Raw genomic sequence first — 19,289 nt, forward strand, 5'->3', positions numbered from 1 at the left:
GTTCTTCGACGCCAGGAGCACGTCCTGCCTGCCGTCGGTCAGGGCCACGGCGATGAGCTTGTCCCCCTCGTCCAGGTTCACGGCGATGATGCCGCCGCTCCGGATGTTGGCATACTCCCGCAGCGGGCTCTTCTTCACCACCCCCAGCCGGGTCGCCATGAGGATGTTCCGCTCGTCGTCGAATCCCTTCACCGAGAGGATGGCGGTGATCTGCTCATTCTCCTGAAGGTTCAGAAGGTTGACAATGGCCTTGCCACGGGTGGCCCGGCCCCCCTCGGGGATCTCGTAGACCTTGATCTGGTAGACCTTGCCGGCGTCGGTGAAAAAGAGCATGAAGTCCTTGCTGGAGGCGACGAAGAGGTGCTCGACGAAATCCTCCTCCTTGGTCTTCATGCCGGTCTTCCCCTTGCCCCCCCGGCGCTGGGAACGGTACTGGGAGACAGCGGTCCGCTTGATGTAGCCGGTGTGGGAGACGGTGACCACCACGTCCTCCTCGACAATGGTGTCCTCCAGGGAGATCTCGGCGCTCCGGTCCACGATCTCGGTGCGGCGCTCGTCGCCGAACTTCTCCTTCAGCTCCCGCAGCTCACCCACGATGATCTTGAGGATCTCCGCCTCGGAGGCGAGGATCTCCTTGAGCCGGGCGATGTACTTGAGGATATCGTCGTACTCCTGGAGGATCTTGTCCCGCTCCAGGCCCGTGAGGCGGTGGAGCCGCAGGTTCAGGATCTCCTGGGCCTGGACCTCGGTGAGGCGGACCGGTTTCTGGTACTGGCTATGGATGGCCGGCAGCGGCAGCCCCATTTTCCTCAGCCACTCCTCGTCGGAGAAGAGGCCGGACATGAGCCCTTCCCTGGCCTCGGCCGGGGTCTTGGACCCGCGGATCAGCTCGATGACCGCGTCGAGCCAGTCCAGGGCGATCTTGTACCCTTCCAGGATGTGGGCCCTGGCCTCGGCCTTCTTGAGATCAAAGATGGTGCGCCGGGTGACGATCTCCCGCCGGTGGTCGATGAAATGGCCGATGGCATCCCGAAGCATCAGGACCCGCGGCCGTCCCGCCACGATTGCGAGCATGTTGATGCCGAAGGAGGTCTGCATCTGGGTCTGCTTGTAGAGGTGGTTCAGGATAACCTGGGGATTCTCGTCCCGCTTGAGATCAATGACGATCCGCATCCCGTCCCGGTCGGACTCGTCGCGGATGTCGCTGATCCCCTCCAGCTTCTTCTCCCGCACCAGTTCGGCGATCTTGGTGATGAGGTTCGCCTTGTTCACCTGATAGGGGATCTCGGTGACGATGATGGACTGGCGCTCGGTCTTCTTGTGGGTCTCGATGGAGGCCCGGGCCCGCATCTGGACGATGCCGCGGCCGGTCCGGTACCCCTGGAGGATCCCCTCCCGGCCGTAGATGAACCCGCCGGTGGGGAAGTCGGGGCCGGGGATGAGGGCCAGGAGCTCCTCGAAGCTGATATTCGGATTCTCGATGGTGGCGACGATCCCGTCGATGACCTCCGAGAGGTTGTGGGGAGGAATGTTGGTGGCCATGCCGACCGCGATGCCGGAGGAGCCGTTCACCAGGAGGTTCGGGAACTTGGAGGGGAGCACCAGGGGCTCCGTGAGGGAGCCGTCGTAGTTGGGCCCCAGGTCCACGGTCTCCTTCTCCAGGTCGTTCAGGAGCTCGTGGGCCAACTGCTCCATCCGGATCTCGGTGTACCGCATGGCCGCCGGCGAGTCGCCGTCCACGGAGCCGAAGTTCCCCTGGCCGTCCACCAGCGGATAGCGGAGGGAGAAGTCCTGGGCCATCCGGACGATGGTATCGTAGGCCGCCGCGTCGCCGTGGGGATGATACTTACCGATCACGTCCCCGACCACCCGGGCCGATTTCTTGTAGGGCTTGTTGTAATCGTTGCCCATGTCGTACATGGCGTAGAGGCAGCGGCGGTGCACCGGCTTGAGCCCGTCCCGCACATCGGGGAGGGCCCGGCCGATGATGACGCTCATGGCGTAGTCCATGTACGAGCGCTTCATCTCGTCTTCGATGTTGACGGCTGTCTTGTTCAGGGTCTGTTCAAGCATTCATAAACCTCTTTATTTCCAAATACATGTAGGGTCGAGACGATGCCTCGCCCGATAACGGCATGGCACCCGTAGGGGTGTGATTCATTGCACCCGGGCGCGATGAATCACACCCCCACATAATCGTCTAAATGTCCAAATTCGACACGTTCAGGGCGTTCTGCTCGATGAAGTCCCGGCGGGGCTCCACCTGGTCCCCCATGAGGATGGTGAAGATGGTGTCGGCCTCTATGGCGTCCTCGATCTTCACCTGGAGCAGGGTCCGGTTGACGGGCTCCATGGTGGTTTCCCAGAGCTGCTCCGGGTTCATCTCGCCGAGACCCTTGTAGCGCTGGATGGAGAGCCCCTTCTTGGCGCTGTCCATGAAGAAGGAGAGGAGGTCGAGCCCGATGGTGGTCGCGAAGAGTTCCTTTCCCTCGCTGGAGACCACGGCCCGGCCGTCGCCGAAGATATCCCTGACCTTCCGGTAGCTCTCCACCAGGAGCCCGTACTCGTAGGAACCGATGAGGTCGAGGGTATGCTGATCCAGGGCGATCCGGAGGTTGCCGAGCCGCACGATGACCCGCCCGTCGTCCAGGGGGCTGAAATCGCCGCCGCCATAGACCCGGGAGATGTTCGTCAGGAACGGCACCAGCTGCTCCATGTCCTCGATCCCCCCCTTGACGCCGAGCCGCAGGAATACCCGTATGAGCTCCTCGTTGATCCCCTTGCGCACTACCTTGTCCAGGATGGTCCGATACTCCACCAACTGCTTGAGGATCGGGATGATCTGCTTGCCGCTGTAGGTCTTCTCGCCGCTCTCCAGAAAAAGGACCATGTCCTCGGTCCCCTCCTCAAGGAGGTAGGCCTGCATGGCCGCCTCATTGCGGAGATAGAGCTCCTTGCGCCCTCGCTTCACCTTATAGAGGGGGGGCTGGGCGATGTAGAGGTGCCCCCGCTCCACCACCTCCGGCATCTGCCGGAAGAAGAAGGTGAGCAGCAGCGTCAGGATGTGGGAGCCGTCCACGTCGGCGTCGGTCATGACGATGATCCGGTGGTAGCGGAGCTTGGCGATATCGAAGTCGTCTTTCCCGATACCGGTGCCGAGCGCCGTGATAAGGGTCCCGATCTCCTGGGAGGAAAGCATCTTGTCGAACCGGGCCTTCTCCACGTTGAGGATCTTTCCTTTCAGCGGCAGGATGGCCTGGAATTTCCGGTCGCGCCCCTGTTTGGCGGAACCGCCGGCGGAGTCGCCCTCCACCAGGTAGAGTTCGCACAGGGCCGGATCCCGCTCCTGGCAGTCAGCCAGTTTGCCCGGGAGATTGGAGATGTCCAGGGCACCCTTGCGCCGGGTCAGTTCACGGGCCTTGCGGGCCGCTTCCCGGGCGCGGGCCGCCTCGATGGATTTGCCGATGATGTCCTTGGCGATCTTGGGGTTCTCTTCCAGAAAGACCGCCAACTGCTCGTTCATGAGGGATTCCACGTACCCCTTCACCTCGGAATTGCCGAGCTTGGTCTTGGTCTGCCCCTCGAACTGGGGCTGGGGAATCTTGACGGAGATGACTGCCGTGAGCCCTTCCCGCAGGTCCTCGCCGGAGATGGAGACCTTCTCCTTTTTCAGGAGCTCGTTGGCGCCGGCGTAGGAGTTCATGGTGCGGGTCAGGGCCGCCCGGAACCCCACCAAATGGGTCCCCCCCTCGTGGGTGTTGATGTTGTTGGCAAAGGTAAAGACCTTCTCGTCGTAGGAGTCGTTGTACTGGAAGGCGATCTCCATGTCGATGCCGGCCTTCTCCCCCCGGAAGTAGACCGGTTTCGGGTGGAGGGGCGTGCGGTTCTTGTTCAGATACTCCACGAAGGAGACGATCCCTCCCTCGTAGTGGAAGTCGTGGTGCTTCCCCTCCTCCCGCTCGTCGCTGATGGTGATCTTCACCCCGGCGTTCAGGAAGGCCAACTCCCGGAGCCGCTGGGAGAGAACGTCAAAGGAGAATTCCGTGGTCTCGAAGATGGTGTCGTCGGGCAGGAAGGTGATTTTGGTCCCGCGCTTTTTGGTTTCTCCCACCACCTCCAGGGGGCAGAGGGGGTCGCCGCAGGCGTAGGACTGGCGGTACACCTTCCCGTCCCGGCGAATCTCCAGCTCCAGCTTCCTGGACAGGGCGTTCACGACCGAGACCCCGACCCCGTGGAGCCCGCCGGATACCTTGTAGGAGGTGTTGTCGAACTTGCCGCCGGCATGGAGGACCGTGAGAGCCACCTCTGCCGCCGGCTTCCCCTCCGTGGGGTGGATGTCGGTGGGAATGCCGCGGCCATTGTCCACCACCGTCAGGGAACCATCCAGATGGATGGTGACGTTCACCTCGTTGCAGTAGCCGGCCAGGGCCTCGTCAATGGAGTTGTCCACGATCTCGTAGACCAGGTGGTGGAGCCCCTGGGCCGCGGTGGAGCCGATGTACATGGCGGGGCGCTTGCGTACCGCCTCGAGCCCCTCCAGGACCTTGATCTTGTCCGCGCCGTAGTCGTTAGTCTGTTGATCAGCCATACTTCTCCCTCTATGAAGGCGTCACCGTTCCACGTGAAACGCGGAACGACGCGTGGGTGTCGATCCCCTCCAGGCGGAGGGTCGAGATATCGGTGGTGGTGATGAAGACCTGCATCCGTTTTCCCCGGAGAAAGGTCATCAGGTTCGCGTTGCGCACGGGGTCCAGTTCCGACGAGATATCATCCAGCAGGAGCACCGGCGGGACACCGTTGAGCCGCTCCAGGTACTCGATCTCGGCCATTTTTACGGCCAGGACAAAGCTCCGCTGCTCTCCCTGGGAGCCATGGTGGCGGATGACCCGGCCATTCAGGACGAAATCCACATCGTCCCGGTGGGGGCCTACGCCAGTGGCCCCCCGGCGCAGTTCCTCGGCCTCATGGGCCGCCATGAGCTCCCGGAGGGCCGCCGCACAATCGCGTTCACCCTTGGCGGCCCCTGATCCCTGGCAGCGGTAGGTAAGTCCCACCTCCTGGCCCGCACCGGCGATATCCCGGTAAAACTGCCGCACCAGCGGCTCTATCTGTGCAAGATAGGCCCTTCGCTTTGCCATGAGCCGGGCTCCGGCCTCGGCCAACTGGATCGTCCAGACCTCCAGACCGTCCCGCTCGCCCCGTCTCAGCAGGGCATTGCGCTGCTTGAGCAACCGGTGGTACTCATGGTGGAGGAGCAGGTACCCCAGATCGCCGTTGAAAATGGCCCGATCCAGGTAGCGGCGTCTGAGTTCGGGGCCGCCGCGAGCCATGCCTATTTCCTCAGGTGAAAATACCACGGCATTCACAGCGCCGAAAAAATCCGCAAGCTTGGTGACCGGTTTGCGGTCAATGCGGGCCTTGCGTCCCTCACGGCCGAGATAGAGGGTTATTTCACGCTTGACCCCCGCCTTTTCGATGTGGCCACGCACCAGGGAGTGGGGGGCGTTCCAGGCGATGAGATCCTGGGCCTTGGCCATCCGAAACGATTTCATGGTCCCCAGGAGGTAAATGGCCTCCAGAACCGATGTTTTCCCCTGTCCATTGGCACCGTGCAGGACATTGAACCGCCGATCGAACGAGATTTCCATCTGGTCGATATTGCGGAAGGCGCTGATGGCGATAGTGTTCAGGTGCATGAAATGACCGGCCTGCAAGAAACGGCAAAAGGCCTCTCCCGGGGAGCGGCCTTTGCCTGTTCGTCTCCGAAATACCTACTCCCTACAGACGCATGGGCATGATCACCGCCGTGAAACCGTCGTCGCCAGCCGGCCTCACGATGGCCGGAGACAGCTCGTCCTTCAGGTGGAGTGCCACGCTGCTCTCATCCAGCACTGCCAGCACATCGATGAGGTACTTGGCATTGAAGCGGATGGAAAGGGCATCACCGGCAAATACGGCGTCCAGTTCCTCGGATGCCTCGCCCAGTTCCGGGTTGCTGGAGGAGATCACCATGCCGCTCTCCTGGATATCCATCTTGATGCCCTTGAACTTCTCGCTGGAAAGGATGGACATCCGGCGCAGCGAATGGAAGAACGGATCCCGCGCCACGGTGACGATCCGGTCATTGGCCACGGGCACCACCCGGGTGTAGTCCGGGAACTCGCCGTCCACCAGGCGCATCACCACGACGGTGTTTCCCTTGACGATCACGGCGCTGTTGTCCATGAAGCCCAGGGAAAGCTGGGTCGACTCCTCCTCGCACATCTTTTTCAGCTCAAAGATGCCTTTCTTGGGGAAGATGACCCCCTTGGCCATCTCAGGGCTCACGACACCGTTGAATTCCCTCTGGGTGATGGAGAGCCGGTGGCCGTCAGTGGCAACCATGCGAAGTATCGAGCGGCCATCCTCCTCGGACGCCTTCACGAAGGTGCCGTTCAGATTGTACTTGGTCTCATCGAAGCAGATGGCATAGGAGGTCTTCTCTATCATGTCGGCCAGCAGGCCGCTTTCGATCCTGATGAAGCTCTCTTCGTTCACCTTGGGGAAATAGGGGAACTCCTCGGAGGAGAGACCCACGATGGTGAACTTGGCCTTGCCGCAGCGGATCTCCACGTAGTCGTTGGCCTTGGTCAGAAACGTGATGGTTTCGTCGGGAAGCTCCTTGACGATCTCATAGAGCTTTTTGGCCGATACGGTGATCTTGCCCAGGCCTGCCACCGTTGTGGGGTAGGAGCTCTTCATCCCGACTTCCAGGTCGGTGGCGGTCAGTTCGATCCGGTCTTCCAGTGCCTCGATGAGGACGTTGGAGAGGATCGGCATGGTGTTGCGCTTTTCGACGATCCCCTGGATCTTCTGGAGAGCCCGCGAGAAGGTGTCCCTGTCAATCGTGAATTCCATCGCTCCTCCTTTTCAACAGGTCATCATGATTATGGTTATGGTTTCTTTAAACGTCAGTAGAAACAGTAGGGGCTGTGGATATGGGGATAATCGTCCAACGCCCCTTTGCAGCTCGTTTTTTTCAGCATGCTGTCCTGTGGGCACGGCGTGGGTTATCCACGGACTGGCCCGGACAGGGGCGACGGCATGTCGATAACCGCTCCTCTGTCCACAGGGTTGTTGCCACTCAGCTCAACAGCCCTTTCCTCAGGGTGTCGACGGTATTCCTGAGTTCGAAATCCTGGCTGAGGAGTTTTTCCACCTTTTTCACCGAGTGGATGATGGTTGAGTGATCCTTGCCGCCGAACCGTTCGCCGATCTCCGGATACGACGACTTGGTAAGGTCGCGGCACAGGTATATGGCTATCTGGCGCGGTATCACCAGCACCTTGAGCCGCTTGTCCGACTTGAGGTCGGCCACCTTGAGGCCGAAGTGCTCGGCCACGAATTTCTGGATCATTTCAACCGTTATTTCCTTCGACTTGTCCACAATGATGTCCTTGAGGACTTCCCGGGCCATGTCGAGGGTGATGTTCTTGCCGGTCAGGCTCGATACGGCACCGAGCCTGATGAGCATTCCTTCCAGTTCCCGTACGTTGGTGGTGGAGCTGGACGCCAGAAAGAGAGCCACATCGTCGGGGAGCGAGATATGGTCCGCGTCCGCCTTCTTGCGCAGGATCGCCACCTTGGTTTCCGTGTCGGGCGCCTGGATATCGGCGATGAGGCCCCACTCGAAGCGTGAGCGGAGGCGCTCTTCCAGGCCGGGAATATCCTTGGGGAACTTGTCGGACGTCACCACGATCTGCTTGTGGGATTCGTAGAGCGAGTTGAAGGTGTGGAAGAACTCCTCCTGGGTCCGTTCCTTGCCGGCGATGAACTGGATGTCGTCGATAAGAAGAATGTCCATCTTGCGGAACTTGTTTCTGAACTGGTCCATCTTCTGGTACCGCAGGCAGTTGATGAGCTCGTTCATGAACTTTTCCGACGTGTAGAAACAGATCCGCGCCTTGCGGTTCACCGACAGGACATGGTTGCCGATCGCGTTGAGGAGGTGGGTTTTACCCAACCCCACGCCACCGTATATGAAAAGGGGATTGTACTTGCCGGCCGGGCTGTTCGCCACCGATTGGGCAGCCGCGTGGGCGAACTGGTTGCTGCCGCCGCAGACGAACGTGTCGAAGGTGTACTTGGGGTTCAGGTTGGTCGAGTGATCGGGCCCCGCACAGGTTTCCGGTTCCGCGGCAGCGGCTTCGGGGGCCGCAGGCTGTTTGGGTTTTTCGAGCTTGGGTTTTGCGATCAGAAGTTCGATCTTGGTCTGGGAATCGGTAAGGGATTGAACCGATTCGAGAATCATGGGAAGATAGCTTTCGCTCACCCGGTCCCTGACGAACTGGTTCGGGGCTTCGAGAAGCAGCACATTCCTCTTGGATCCGAGATACTTGATCGGTTCGATCCAAGTATTAAAGGTCTGATGCGTGAGAACCTTAGCGAGATTGGATTGTGCCTGGAGCCAAACCTCTTCCATAAACCAGACCTTCTCGGGAAACGCGAAGCTCAGTCGCTCAGAACCCGTACTCGCCGGGAGATAGTGAAACTCATTAGTTATACACAGGTTTTTCAACACCTGTTGATAACTAAATAGCTACGAAAAACCGGGGGGTTGTAACCTGAAATGGTGGCCATTACGGCCATTACGGCAGTTTTGGGAAGATGCAGCCTAGCAGACGGTGGTCCAATTTGCAAGGTCAATTTTTATGGGGTAAGTAAATAAATGCTTGACATATAAGGGTCTCTGTGGTTAAAAGTATCCTCTTTGCAGTCCCCGAGAACACGCTTCGATTTTCACAGTATGGAGAGAACCCATGAAGAGGACCTATCAACCGAGTAACACGTCGCGCAAGCGCACCCACGGTTTTCTCGTGCGCATGGCAACCAAGAACGGCCGCCTGGTCATCAAGCGTCGCCGCGCCAAGGGGCGGAAGAGACTTTCGGTTTCCATCGGCGGCAAGTAAGGACATTCGACCCTGTTCCGTTTCACCAAGGATGAGCGTCTGCTGCGGAGGGCCGATTTTCTTCGGCTCTCCGCAGTGGCGCGAAAGTTTCATACGTCCGCTTTCATTGTTCTTTGGGCCCCGGGTGAAACAGGACGGAGACGGATTGGAATCACCGTCAGCCGCAAGGTGGGAACGGCTGTGGTACGTAACCGCATCAAGCGGCTCGTGCGAGAGTATTACCGACACCATCGTGATGCCCTTCCGAGCATTGATCTGAACGTCATTGCAAAGAAAGGCGCCGAGCGGCTCGATTACCACGGCGTCTGCCGGGAGCTTGACCCGGTCGTTGAACGCCTCGCAGGCTTGGAATGCTGAAGGGTATTCTCTACATCATCGGCATCTACCAGCGCTACCTGTCTCCCCTCAAGGGGCCTACCTGTCGTTTTTACCCTTCCTGTTCACGATACGCGCACGAATCGCTCACACGGCACGGTCTCGTCAAGGGACTCTGGCTCACTACTATCCGGATCCTCAAGTGTCATCCATTCCATCCGGGCGGCGTTGATCCCGTCAAGTAACGAATAAATCAGGAGCTGACATGGAAAAAAGGGCTTTGATAGCTGTTGTTCTCTCCATTCTCTTCTTTTACGGCTACACGGCACTCTTTTCGCCGCCCCCGAAGGAGACACCGAAGCCGGCTGCCACTGCAACGCAAAGCCAGCCGGCCCAGCAGGTGGCTGCCGCACCGGTTCCCGCAGCCGTTCCCGTCCAGTCCCAACCGGCTGTTGCCGCCAGGGACGTGTCGGTGGACACGCCCGCCTATTCGGTGACCTTTTCCACCCAGGGCGGGAGCATCACGCGCCTGGACCTGAAGCGGTATCATGAGACAGCCGGTCCGGGCGGCAAGAACGTCACGCTGGTTTCCGAGGACAATCCGTCGAACTTTACCGCCGGCATCCGCGCGCCCGGTTTCGGTCTCGACCAGAACGCGGTCTTCATCCCGAGTGCTGATGCACTCACCGTGGGCCCCGGCGAGAAGAAACAGCTCTCCTTCACCTGGGTTTCGCCGGCCGGTATCACGGTGACAAAGACATACAGTTTTTCCGGCGACGGCTACGGGTTGGAAATGGAATACCGGGTTGCCAACAGCGGCAGCGCCCGTCTGTCCTCGTCTGTTCAGACCATCCAGACCTATCCCCTTGTGCCGAAGGTCAAGGAGAGCAGGTTCGAAACCTTCGGCCCGGCGACCTTTGCCCAGGACAAACTGTTCGAGGACAAGGTTAAGGACCTGGAATCGGGCGCCAAGACCCATGCGACTCCGCTCTGGTCCGGATTCGCGGACAAGTACTTCCTCTCTGCCGTACTGGCCCACGAGGGGAGCATAGCATCAACGACCATCCGCAAGACAGCCTCGGGTTACCTGGAGAACACCATTTCCTCACCCGAGTTGTCACTCAACCCCGGTGAGGGCCGGGCACTTGCCTATCGTCTTTTCTTCGGGCCCAAGGATATCGATGTTCTCAAGGCGCAGGGCAACAGCCTGGAGCGGGCGATCGACCTGGGATGGTTCGCCATGCTGGCCAAGCCCCTGCTCCAGAGCCTCAAGTTCTTTTACACGTACACCGGGAACTACGGGATAGCCATCATCATCATCACGGTCATCATAAAGGTCATCTTCTACCCGCTGACCCATTCCAGCTACAAGTCCATGAAGGAGATGCAGAAGCTCCAGCCGAAGATGCAGCAGTTGCGCGAAAAGTACAAGAATGACCGCGAGGCCATGAACCGCGCCATGATGGAACTATACCAGACCCACAAGGTGAACCCCGTGGGCGGCTGTCTCCCCATGATCGTGCAGATTCCCGTCTTCTTCGCCCTCTACAAGGCGCTCATGTTCTCCATCGAGTTGCGTCATGCGCCCTTCATGCTCTGGATCACCGACCTCTCCGCCAAGGACCCCTACTATGTGACACCCATCATCATGGGGGTGACCATGGTCATCCAGCAGAAGATGACGCCGTCCCAGATGGATCCCGTGCAGCAGAAGATGATGATGGCGCTGCCGGTGGTCTTCACGTTCATGTTCCTCAACTTCCCGTCGGGCCTCGTGCTCTACTGGCTCGTCAACAACGTGCTCACCATCGTCCAGCAGTACTACATCAACCGCAGCATCACTGCGGCGGAGGCCAAGTAGCGGCCCATGTACGTGGAAGATACCATAGCCGCCATCAGCACGGCGGCAGGGGAGGGAGGGGTCGGCATCGTCCGGGTCAGCGGACCGGACGCCCCCTCGATCGCCCGCCGTGTCTTCAGGCGCGGTTCCAACGGTGACTTCGAGAGTCACCGTTTTTATTATGGGACCATTGTTGATTTCGACACCGGCCAGGTCGTGGACGAAGCCATGGCGGTCCTCATGGTGCGTCCGCGGTCCTACACCCGCGAGGATGTGCTGGAGATCCAGTGTCATGGTGGATATCTCGTCACCCGGCGCGTCCTGGAGCTGGTGCTTGCTGCCGGGGCGCGTCTCGCAGAGCCCGGCGAATTCACCCGCCGGGCCTTTCTCAACGGCCGCATTGACCTGGTCCAGGCAGAGGCCGTCATCGACGTGATCAGGGCCAAGACTGATGCCGCCCTTGCCCTTGCCCAGCGTCAGCGCCAGGGGTGGCTTTCCCAACGGCTCGACATGGTTATGACCGAGTTGCGCCAGGCTCTTGCCCTCGTTGAAGCGTTCATCGACTTTCCCGAAGACGACATCGACCCGGCCGCCCAGGATGCATTGACGGTCCATGCGAGAAAGGCCGCCGAAACGGTCGCTGAACTTATCGCTGGCTTCGATGAGGGACGGGTCCTGCGGGAGGGAGTGGCTGTCCTTATCGCCGGCAAGCCCAATGTGGGAAAGTCAAGTCTTCTGAATACCCTTCTCCAGGAAAAGCGGGCCATCGTCACCTCGGTGCCGGGCACCACCCGAGACATCATCGAGGAGGTGGTCAATATCCGCGGTCTGCCGCTCAGAATGATCGACACAGCGGGCATTCGCGAAACCGAGGACATAGTTGAGAAGGAAGGGGTGCGCCTCACCCTGGAGAAGATTCCCGAGGCGGATCTGGTTCTCCTGGTGATCGACGGTTCGCGGCCCCTTGATGATGATGATTGGATGATCCTCGCTGCCCTTACCGGTAAACGGATCATTCTCGTGGAGAATAAATGCGACCTGCCGCGGGCCGTGCAGATACCCGATGAACTGGCCCAGGTGCCCACCGTAAGGGTTTCCACCTCGCGGGACCACGGCATTGATGAGTTGAGGAACGCCATCTTCCAGACGTTCATTCACGGTGCAGCCATTGACAGCCGCGAGTACGTGGCTGTCTCCCGGGTTCGTCACCGCGATCTGCTGTCCCGCGCCACGATGCACCTGGCCGCGTTCGAGCAGGGGCTTGCGTCGGGATTCACCCTGGAACTGCTGGCGGTTGAGTTGCGCGATGCCCTGGCCGCTGTGGGAGAGGTCACGGGGGAGACAACCCCGGACGACATCCTGGACGTAATTTTCGACCGGTTTTGCATTGGCAAGTGATCCGGCGCGCCAACCGAGGGCACGATCGCTGCAGGTTCATCTCCGCCGCGCGACGCATGGGGCGGGTCGAGATTGACTCAAGGGTCGATATAATGTTTCACGTGAAACGTTTGCCGCAACCTCTTGAATGTAGAAAGAAAAAGGCTGGGATACAGTATCCCTGAAATGCTTGTGTGAAACAAAGGGGAAGGGAGGCGGCGGGACGTCATGGGTCTCATTGATTACGAAAAACAGTACGACGTCATCGTGGCGGGCGCCGGCCATGCGGGCTGCGAAGCGGCACTGGCCGCGGCGCGGATGGGGTGCGAAACCCTGCTCCTCACCATCAACCTGGATGCCATCGCCCTCATGTCGTGCAACCCGGCCATCGGCGGACTCGCCAAGGGGCACCTGGTGAAGGAGATCGATGCGCTGGGCGGCGAGATGGGAAAAAACATCGATGCCACCGGTATCCAGTACCGCATTCTCAATACCCGCAAGGGGCCGGCGGTGCGGGCTTCCCGCGCCCAGGCGGACAAGCAGCTCTACCGCCTCCGAATGAAGCACGTGATGGAGCAGCAGGAGCGGCTCTCGCTCAAGCAGGGTGAGGTCACGGGCCTCGTGGTGGAAGAAGGTCAGGTACGGGGAGTAGTGACCAAGATCGGGGTTCGCTTTCTGGGGAAAACGGTCATCCTCACCACCGGGACGTTCATGCGCGGACTGATCCACGTGGGTCTAACCAACTACCCGGGAGGCAGGGCGGGAGACCTGCCGTCGGTGGGGCTGTCTGACCAACTGCGCGATCTCGGCTTCACTGTCGGCCGCCTCAAGACGGGCACCCCGGCACGCCTGGACGGGAACACCATCGATTTTTCGCGGTTGGAACCCCAGTACGGCGATGATCCGCCGGTACCGTTTTCCTTTTCCACGGAACGGATCGATCGGCCCCAACTTCCCTGCTACATTGCCTACACCAACGAACGCACCCACGAAATCATCCGAAGCGGCCTTGACCGCTCACCCCTCTACTCAGGCGTCATAGAAGGGGTCGGCCCCCGTTACTGCCCGTCCATCGAGGACAAGGTCATGCGGTTCCCGGACAAGGACCGCCACCAGAGTTTTCTGGAGCCGGAGGGATGCGATACCGTGGAATACTATCCGTCGGGCCTCTCCACCTCTCTTCCCATCGATATTCAGTACCGCCTCTACCGCTCCATCGAAGGGCTGGAAAACGTGGAGATCATGCGGCCTGCCTACGCCATCGAGTACGATTACGTTGATCCGATCCAGCTCCATGCGTCCCTGGAGACGAAACTCGTCCGCAACCTCTATCACGCCGGCCAGATCAACGGCACTTCCGGCTACGAGGAGGCGGCGGGGCAGGGGCTCGTGGCGGGCATCAACGCGGTGCTGCGGGTTCGGGGTCAGGAGCCCCTGGTGCTTGGCCGCGACGAGGCCTATATCGGGGTCATGATCGACGATCTGGTAACGTTGGGTACCCGTGAACCCTATCGGATGTTCACGTCACGGGCAGAATACCGGTTGCTGCTGCGGGAGGACAACGCCGACCTGCGCCTGCGGGAGCGCGGCCATGCCGTGGGTCTCGTCCGGGACGGGGAGTACCGGCTGTTCCTGGAAAAACGCGAACGGATCGGTGCGGAGCTGGAACGGGTGCGTGCCGCGAAACTCCTGCCGTCCGAGGCTGATCCGTCGTTTCTCGAAACCCACGGCATGACTGATCTGCACAATGCCTTGACCTTTGAACAGCTCTTGCGGCGGCCCGACATCACCTATGCTGAGCTTTCCCGGATCGACCCGGCTTCGGATCTGGTTCCGCCGGCTGTGAAGGAACAGGTTGAGATCCAGATCAAATACCAGGGCTACATCGAGCGGCAACTGGACCAGGTGGAGCGGGCGCGCAAGCTGGAAGGGACCCGCATCCCCGCCGGTCTGGACTATGCCGTCATCCCCGGGCTCTCCGCCGAGGTGCGGGAAAAGCTGCTCCGCTTCCGCCCCGATACCCTGGGGCAGGCCTCACGCATCCAGGGGGTCACCCCTGCCGCCGTGGCCATCCTGTCCGTGGCCATCAAATCCGGGAGTGCGTCGTCGTGAACGCCCTGGCCTGCCGGATACTGCAGGAGGGAGCTGCCGAACTGGGCGTCGCTATCAGCGACGAGCTGCTCGCTTCGTTCTCCCTCCTCGCCAATGAACTGCAAAAGTGGAACCGGAAGATCAACCTTACGGCCATCACCGGTGACGAGGAGATCGCCCTGAAGCACTTTGTCGACTCGCTGGCCCTCTGCCGGCTGGTGAGCGGTGACGACGAACTGCTCGACCTGGGTTCGGGCGGCGGCTTTCCCGTCCTGCCCCTGGCCCTGGTGTTCCCGGACCTGACAGCGGTGTCGGTTGATGCGGTGGAAAAGAAGATCATCTTTCAGCGTCACGCGGCCCGTCTGCTGGGGTGCCGGAGGTTCGAGGCCGTTCATGCCAGGGGCGAGGATCTGCCCCGCGTGCTCGGGCGCCGCTTCAACCGGATCGTATCGCGCGCCTTCAGCGACATTCCCACCTTTGCCAGGATGGCGCTGCCGCTCTTGATGCCCCTGGGGACGATCATCGCCATGAAGGGGAAGGGGGGAGCGGAAGAGGCCGATGCCGCGCGCGGGCCTCTGGCGGAGATGGGGCTCACCGTTGTCCGGGTGGCGGAGTATCGTCTGCCCTTTTCAGGCGATGCGCGTACCCTGATAGAGATTGGTTTTTATTAATTTTTTGCAATAGCACGATCTGGCAGGTAGAATAGCCCTCTCGCCGGTTTTTGGCGTCAGGGAAGGCAATGAGTTGGGCAGTCCTGCAAAAGCCGCTCAAGGCTGAAATTTGAAAGCCGCCTCTCTGCCGCCTTCAACGGCATTTTACGCCCGTCGGCCCGCGTCCCGTCCAGCAAGCCCTGCTGATGCGCGCCGGTCGGCAGGTGGTATCATTAAAAAGCGGCGCCCGCGAACAGCGAGGCACCGCCGAATCCCGCTGCCAGCCAGTCGGGGAAAGGGGAGATGAAAACAATGAAGATACGCATCCTGAAAACCATTGCTGCCGTGCTGCTGCCGGCGCTCGTCCTCTCGGCCTGCACCTCCTATCGGAGCCAGTACGTCGGGTTCAGGCCCGCTGAGGACTACATCAACAGTCAGGTGGTGAACGGCGTTACCATTGGCGGCGAGGCCTTTGCCGACACGTCCGCAGCAACCGATGCCTTCGGGTTCGACGTGATCGGGACCGGGGTCATGCCAGTGCAGGTGGTCATGAGCAACAAGGGCACGAGAAGCCTGGATATCGTGTCCAGCCAGACCTTCCTGGTGAACGACCAGAACCGTTACTTCCCCGTGATTCCCAACACAACCGCGGTCGACCGGATCGAGAAGTCGACCCAGTTCGCCTCCTTTTTCGGCAAGGGGGCAGGGAAGGGAGCACTGCTCGGCGCAGCCGGCGGCGCGATTCTCGGGGCAGCCATCGGCATCGTTTCGGGTCACAGCGTAGCTGAGGCAGTGGGCAAGGGCGCGGCTGTCGGCGCAGCCGGCGGCGCCATTGCCGGCGGCGCGTCAGAGGGGACGTCGGGCGAGCGTGAGCGCACCATTATCGAAGATATCCGCAACAAAGGGCTTGAGGGAAAAACATTGCCGGCTGACAGCATCGCCAGCGGCTTCCTGTTCTTCCCGGCCGAGGCCGGAAGCGCAAAGGAATTGCGACTGCAACTGCGGGAGCGTGAGACCGGCACGACATCCAGCGTCGTGCTGAGATTCAAGTAACCGCAGCCCCGACTGCCCTGAAAAAGAGGCCCACGGCCTCTTTTTTTTCGTGAGGAGGCAGAGTGGAATTTCGAATTTACTATGAAGACACCGACGCCGGCGGCGTGGTCTATCATGCGCGCTACCTGGGCTTTTTCGAGCGGGGACGATGCGAGTACCTGCGGGAGCGCGGACTTTCGGTTCGGGAACTGGCCGACCGAGGCTGCATCTTTCCGGTCGTGCGGATGGAGATCGACTACCGTGCCCCGGCAATGCTGGACGATCTGGTCCGGGTGGAGACCGAGGTGCTCGAGGTGGGCAAGACCTCCTTCACCGTGGGGCAGCAGGTGGTGCGCTGCCTGGACGGCAAGTTGCTGGTTGGGGGCAAGGTGACCCTCGTCTGCGTCGGGCCGGGCATGAAGCCCAAGCGTCTCCCCGCCGAGTTGGTCCAGACCCTGATGCCGGAGGCGCCGTGAGCGCACCCCGCGTGTCGGTCCTCATGCCGGTCCGCAACGAAGAGCGCTTCCTGCCCGCTGCCCTGGCCTCCCTGTACCGGCAGTCCCTGACGGCATGGGAGCTCGTTGTCGTGGACGACGGTTCCACCGACGGTACGCCGGAACTGTTGCGCGCGGCCGCGGCCCGGGACCGGCGGGTGAGGGTGCTCGACAACGCGGGCACGGGACTGGTGGATGCCCTGAATCACGGCCTTGCCCACTGCCGCGCGGAATTGGTGGCCCGCATGGACGGGGACGACGTCTCCCACCCCCGGCGGCTGGAACGCCAGGCCGCGGCCCTTGACGCGGATCCCGGCCTGGGACTCGTGGCCACCCGGTTTCGCCACTTTCCCCGCCATTCGGTGGGACTTGGTATGCGTGCCTATGAAGAGTGGCAGAACGCCCTGCTGTCCCACGAGGAAATCATGCGGGACCGCTTTGTGGAGTCGCCGGTCATCCACCCGAGCATCATGGTTCGCCGGCAGGTTCTGACAGGTGCCGGGGGCTACCGGAAGACCGGCTGGGCAGAGGATTACGACCTCTGGCTGAGGCTTGCAGCCGGGGGGGTCAGGTTCGGGCGGCTGCCGGAGGTACTGTTCTTCTGGCGGGAACGCCCCGAGCGCGCGACCCGCACCATGGGGGAATATGCCGCCGATGCCCTCCGCGCCTGCAAGATCCATCACCTGCAGCAGGGGGTCTTGCAGGGTGTGGACACCGTCACCCTGGCCGGGGCCGGACTGGAGGGGAGGGCGTGGCAACGAGCCCTGGCGCGGGAGGGGGTAAGGGTGAGCCGATGGCTCGACGTGGATCCGCGGAAACAGGGGCGAATCCTCCACGGGGCGCCGGTGACGGCGCCGGATGACATGAGGGGCGGCGCAGAAAAGATCCTCGTTACCGTGGGAACCCGGGGGGCGCGGGATGGAATTCGGGCCTGGGCCCGCAGGGCGGGTTTGCGCGAGGGAGAGGATTTCGTCTGCGTTACCTGAGCGGTGGCCAACGGCATACGGACGGAATCGACCACAGCGGGAGGAGAACAACAGCCATTCCGGAAAAGCTCAAGGCGTCTGACCTCTTCTGCAAGTATCCCAAGGAGTGGTCAACCGCGACCAGTCCACGTTCCGGGGCACGCCCGATCCGCACCCCTTCAACCGGAACGACCTGGCAATGATGGAAGCGGTAATGAACCGGCTGGGCATCAACGAAGGCCGGCTCCTTGCCCTGCTCCAAGAGCTCATGCAGCAGGACATGCCCCGCTTCATCGAAAGCCGCGGGATGGCCTTCGACTCCCTCCCGGAGACGATCCGGGAGCGGCTGGGGCCCGGGTAGCCGTTCTTGCCATGGCCTCCCGCATCTGCTATAGAGTAATGACCCACATCGGCAGGCACATTTGCCGGGCATCGACCCCGGGAGGCACACCATGACCAAGGATTCCATCGTCCATTTCGCCCTTTCCGTCGTCGGCAAGGACCGGCCCGGCATCGTTGCCGGCACCACCGGCATTCTCTACCGGCTCGGCTGCAACATCGAGGACTCCAGCTCCACCATGCTGGGAGGAGAGTTTGCCATGATCCTCATCATCTCCCACCCCACGCCGTTCACCAAGGACCGGCTGCTCGAAGAATTCCGGGTGCTTGGCGAGGAGATGGATCTCACCGTCTCCGCCCGCACCATGACCCCCGATGAGGCGGAATACCTTGCCCCCGAGGGGGAAATCTGCATGCTGTCGGTCTATGGGTCGGACAAACCGGGCATCGTCTACCGGGTGACCAGGGAGCTGGCCGGGCGCGGCATCAACATCACCGACCTCAACACCAAGCTGGTGGGAAAGGCGGGTGAGCCGGTCTACGTGATGATGATCGAGGCCGCGCTGCCGGAGGGGATCTCGGTGGACCAGGTGTCGGCCATGCTTGAAGAAATCAGGAAGGAGCTGAATGTGGAGATCTCGGTGCGCTCCATCACACCGGTTTCCCTCTGACGCCATGCCAGCACAGACCATACTGCAGTATCCCCATCCCGTCCTGAAGAAGGTATGCCATACCGTTGCGGCCATCGACGAAACCATCAGGGGGCTGGTCGACGACCTGGTCGAGACCATGCGCGAAGGTCCCGGCTCCGTGGGCGTTGCCGCCCCCCAGATCGGCGTCACCCTGCGAGTCTGCGTCATTGACGTCTCGGGCAGCCGCCACGGCAAGGACAACAACCACGGGCTGCTCCTCATGGTCAATCCGGAGATCGTTGACCGGTCGGGCAATGCGGTCATGCGCGAAGGGTGCATGAGCGTCCCCGACTACACGGGTGACGTGGAGCGCGCCACCCAGGTCCGGGTCCGCTTCCTGGACGGCGCGGACGGCACGGAGCGGGAGATCACGGCCTCCGGCTTCGAGGCTGTCGCCATCCAGCACGAGATGGACCACCTGGACGGCATCCTGTTTCTGGACCGTATCGTCTCGATCAAAACGGGCCTCTTCCGGCGGAAAAACTACAAGTAACGGCCGGATAGGCCACGGACCGCCATGGTGGCTGAACGCGCAGCAGCGTCGGC

Annotated in this window: 18 protein-coding genes; 13 read left to right on the forward strand and 5 right to left on the reverse strand. The window is 61.3% G+C overall.

Translation table 11 applies throughout. The features are described 5' to 3' along the window. The 5 genes from gyrA to dnaA form a co-directional block, all read right to left on the reverse strand. On the reverse strand, positions 1 to 2,073 hold a 2,073-nt coding region (gene gyrA / locus AC6CDK_RS11815), incomplete at its 3' end, for a DNA gyrase subunit A (protein ID WP_496639843.1). Between the two features lie 127 nt (positions 2,074 to 2,200). Continuing rightward, entirely contained in the window at positions 2,201 to 4,588 is a 2,388-nt protein-coding gene (gene gyrB, locus AC6CDK_RS11820) for a DNA topoisomerase (ATP-hydrolyzing) subunit B (RefSeq protein ID WP_039647516.1), read from the reverse strand. A gap of 10 nt (positions 4,589 to 4,598) precedes the next feature. Then, positions 4,599 to 5,696, reverse strand: a complete 1,098-nt coding sequence (gene recF, locus AC6CDK_RS11825) for a DNA replication/repair protein RecF (RefSeq protein WP_039648443.1) — start codon at positions 5,694 to 5,696, stop codon at positions 4,599 to 4,601. An 82-nt stretch (positions 5,697 to 5,778) separates the two neighbouring features. Then, positions 5,779 to 6,897, reverse strand: a complete 1,119-nt coding sequence (gene dnaN / locus AC6CDK_RS11830; protein WP_039647514.1) for a DNA polymerase III subunit beta — start codon at positions 6,895 to 6,897, stop codon at positions 5,779 to 5,781. Positions 6,898 to 7,123: 226 nt separating this feature from the next. Continuing rightward, positions 7,124 to 8,461, reverse strand: a complete 1,338-nt coding sequence (gene dnaA, locus AC6CDK_RS11835; RefSeq protein ID WP_192905829.1) for a chromosomal replication initiator protein DnaA — start codon at positions 8,459 to 8,461, stop codon at positions 7,124 to 7,126. A 337-nt stretch (positions 8,462 to 8,798) separates the two neighbouring features. Between dnaA and rpmH the strand changes: the two genes are divergently transcribed. The 13 genes from rpmH (at position 8,799) to def (ending at position 19,236) form a co-directional block, all read left to right on the forward strand. After that, complete coding sequence (gene rpmH, locus AC6CDK_RS11840; RefSeq protein WP_039647510.1) at positions 8,799 to 8,948, forward strand: 50S ribosomal protein L34; 150 nt, start codon at positions 8,799 to 8,801, stop codon at positions 8,946 to 8,948. A 12-nt stretch (positions 8,949 to 8,960) separates the two neighbouring features. After that, a complete protein-coding gene (rnpA, locus tag AC6CDK_RS11845) occupies positions 8,961 to 9,305 on the forward strand; it encodes a ribonuclease P protein component (RefSeq protein WP_039647509.1) in 345 nt (114 codons plus the stop codon). Further along, positions 9,299 to 9,508 carry a membrane protein insertion efficiency factor YidD gene (yidD, locus tag AC6CDK_RS11850; protein WP_052269454.1) on the forward strand — a complete coding sequence of 70 codons (210 nt, stop codon included), beginning with the start codon at positions 9,299 to 9,301 and terminating at the stop codon, positions 9,506 to 9,508. Before rnpA ends, yidD begins: the two co-directional genes overlap by 7 nt. Before the next feature lie 20 nt (positions 9,509 to 9,528). Beyond that, positions 9,529 to 11,124 carry a membrane protein insertase YidC gene (gene yidC, locus AC6CDK_RS11855; RefSeq protein WP_039647508.1) on the forward strand — a complete coding sequence of 532 codons (1,596 nt, stop codon included), beginning with the start codon at positions 9,529 to 9,531 and terminating at the stop codon, positions 11,122 to 11,124. 6 nt (positions 11,125 to 11,130) lie between these two features. Beyond that, on the forward strand, positions 11,131 to 12,501 hold the full coding sequence (mnmE, locus tag AC6CDK_RS11860) for a tRNA uridine-5-carboxymethylaminomethyl(34) synthesis GTPase MnmE (RefSeq protein WP_039647507.1): 1,371 nt from the start codon (positions 11,131 to 11,133) through the stop codon (positions 12,499 to 12,501). Between the two features lie 207 nt (positions 12,502 to 12,708). Further along, on the forward strand, positions 12,709 to 14,592 hold the full coding sequence (gene mnmG / locus AC6CDK_RS11865; protein WP_039647505.1) for a tRNA uridine-5-carboxymethylaminomethyl(34) synthesis enzyme MnmG: 1,884 nt from the start codon (positions 12,709 to 12,711) through the stop codon (positions 14,590 to 14,592). Then, positions 14,589 to 15,242, forward strand: coding sequence for a 16S rRNA (guanine(527)-N(7))-methyltransferase RsmG (rsmG, locus tag AC6CDK_RS11870; protein ID WP_039647503.1), 654 nt, complete (start codon positions 14,589 to 14,591; stop codon positions 15,240 to 15,242). Before mnmG ends, rsmG begins: the two co-directional genes overlap by 4 nt. Before the next feature lie 291 nt (positions 15,243 to 15,533). Beyond that, a complete protein-coding gene (locus AC6CDK_RS11875; protein ID WP_039647501.1) occupies positions 15,534 to 16,274 on the forward strand; it encodes a hypothetical protein in 741 nt (246 codons plus the stop codon). Between the two features lie 62 nt (positions 16,275 to 16,336). Next, positions 16,337 to 16,729, forward strand: a complete 393-nt coding sequence (locus tag AC6CDK_RS11880; protein ID WP_039647498.1) for a YbgC/FadM family acyl-CoA thioesterase — start codon at positions 16,337 to 16,339, stop codon at positions 16,727 to 16,729. After that, positions 16,726 to 17,733: a glycosyltransferase gene (locus AC6CDK_RS11885; RefSeq protein WP_039647496.1), complete on the forward strand. Its 1,008-nt coding sequence runs from the start codon at positions 16,726 to 16,728 to the stop codon at positions 17,731 to 17,733. Before AC6CDK_RS11880 ends, AC6CDK_RS11885 begins: the two co-directional genes overlap by 4 nt. A 106-nt stretch (positions 17,734 to 17,839) precedes the next feature. Next, the gene (locus tag AC6CDK_RS11890; protein WP_226048483.1) at positions 17,840 to 18,073 is read left to right on the forward strand and encodes a hypothetical protein; all 234 of its coding nucleotides are present in this window, start codon (positions 17,840 to 17,842) and stop codon (positions 18,071 to 18,073) included. 91 nt (positions 18,074 to 18,164) lie between these two features. Next, positions 18,165 to 18,722 carry a glycine cleavage system transcriptional repressor gene (locus tag AC6CDK_RS11895; protein WP_066358227.1) on the forward strand — a complete coding sequence of 186 codons (558 nt, stop codon included), beginning with the start codon at positions 18,165 to 18,167 and terminating at the stop codon, positions 18,720 to 18,722. Positions 18,723 to 18,726: 4 nt separating this feature from the next. Next, positions 18,727 to 19,236, forward strand: coding sequence for a peptide deformylase (gene def / locus AC6CDK_RS11900; RefSeq protein WP_039647491.1), 510 nt, complete (start codon positions 18,727 to 18,729; stop codon positions 19,234 to 19,236). The last annotated feature ends 53 nt before the right edge of the window (positions 19,237 to 19,289 follow it).

The organism is Geobacter sp. PheSNFMC, from assembly GCF_059620965.1.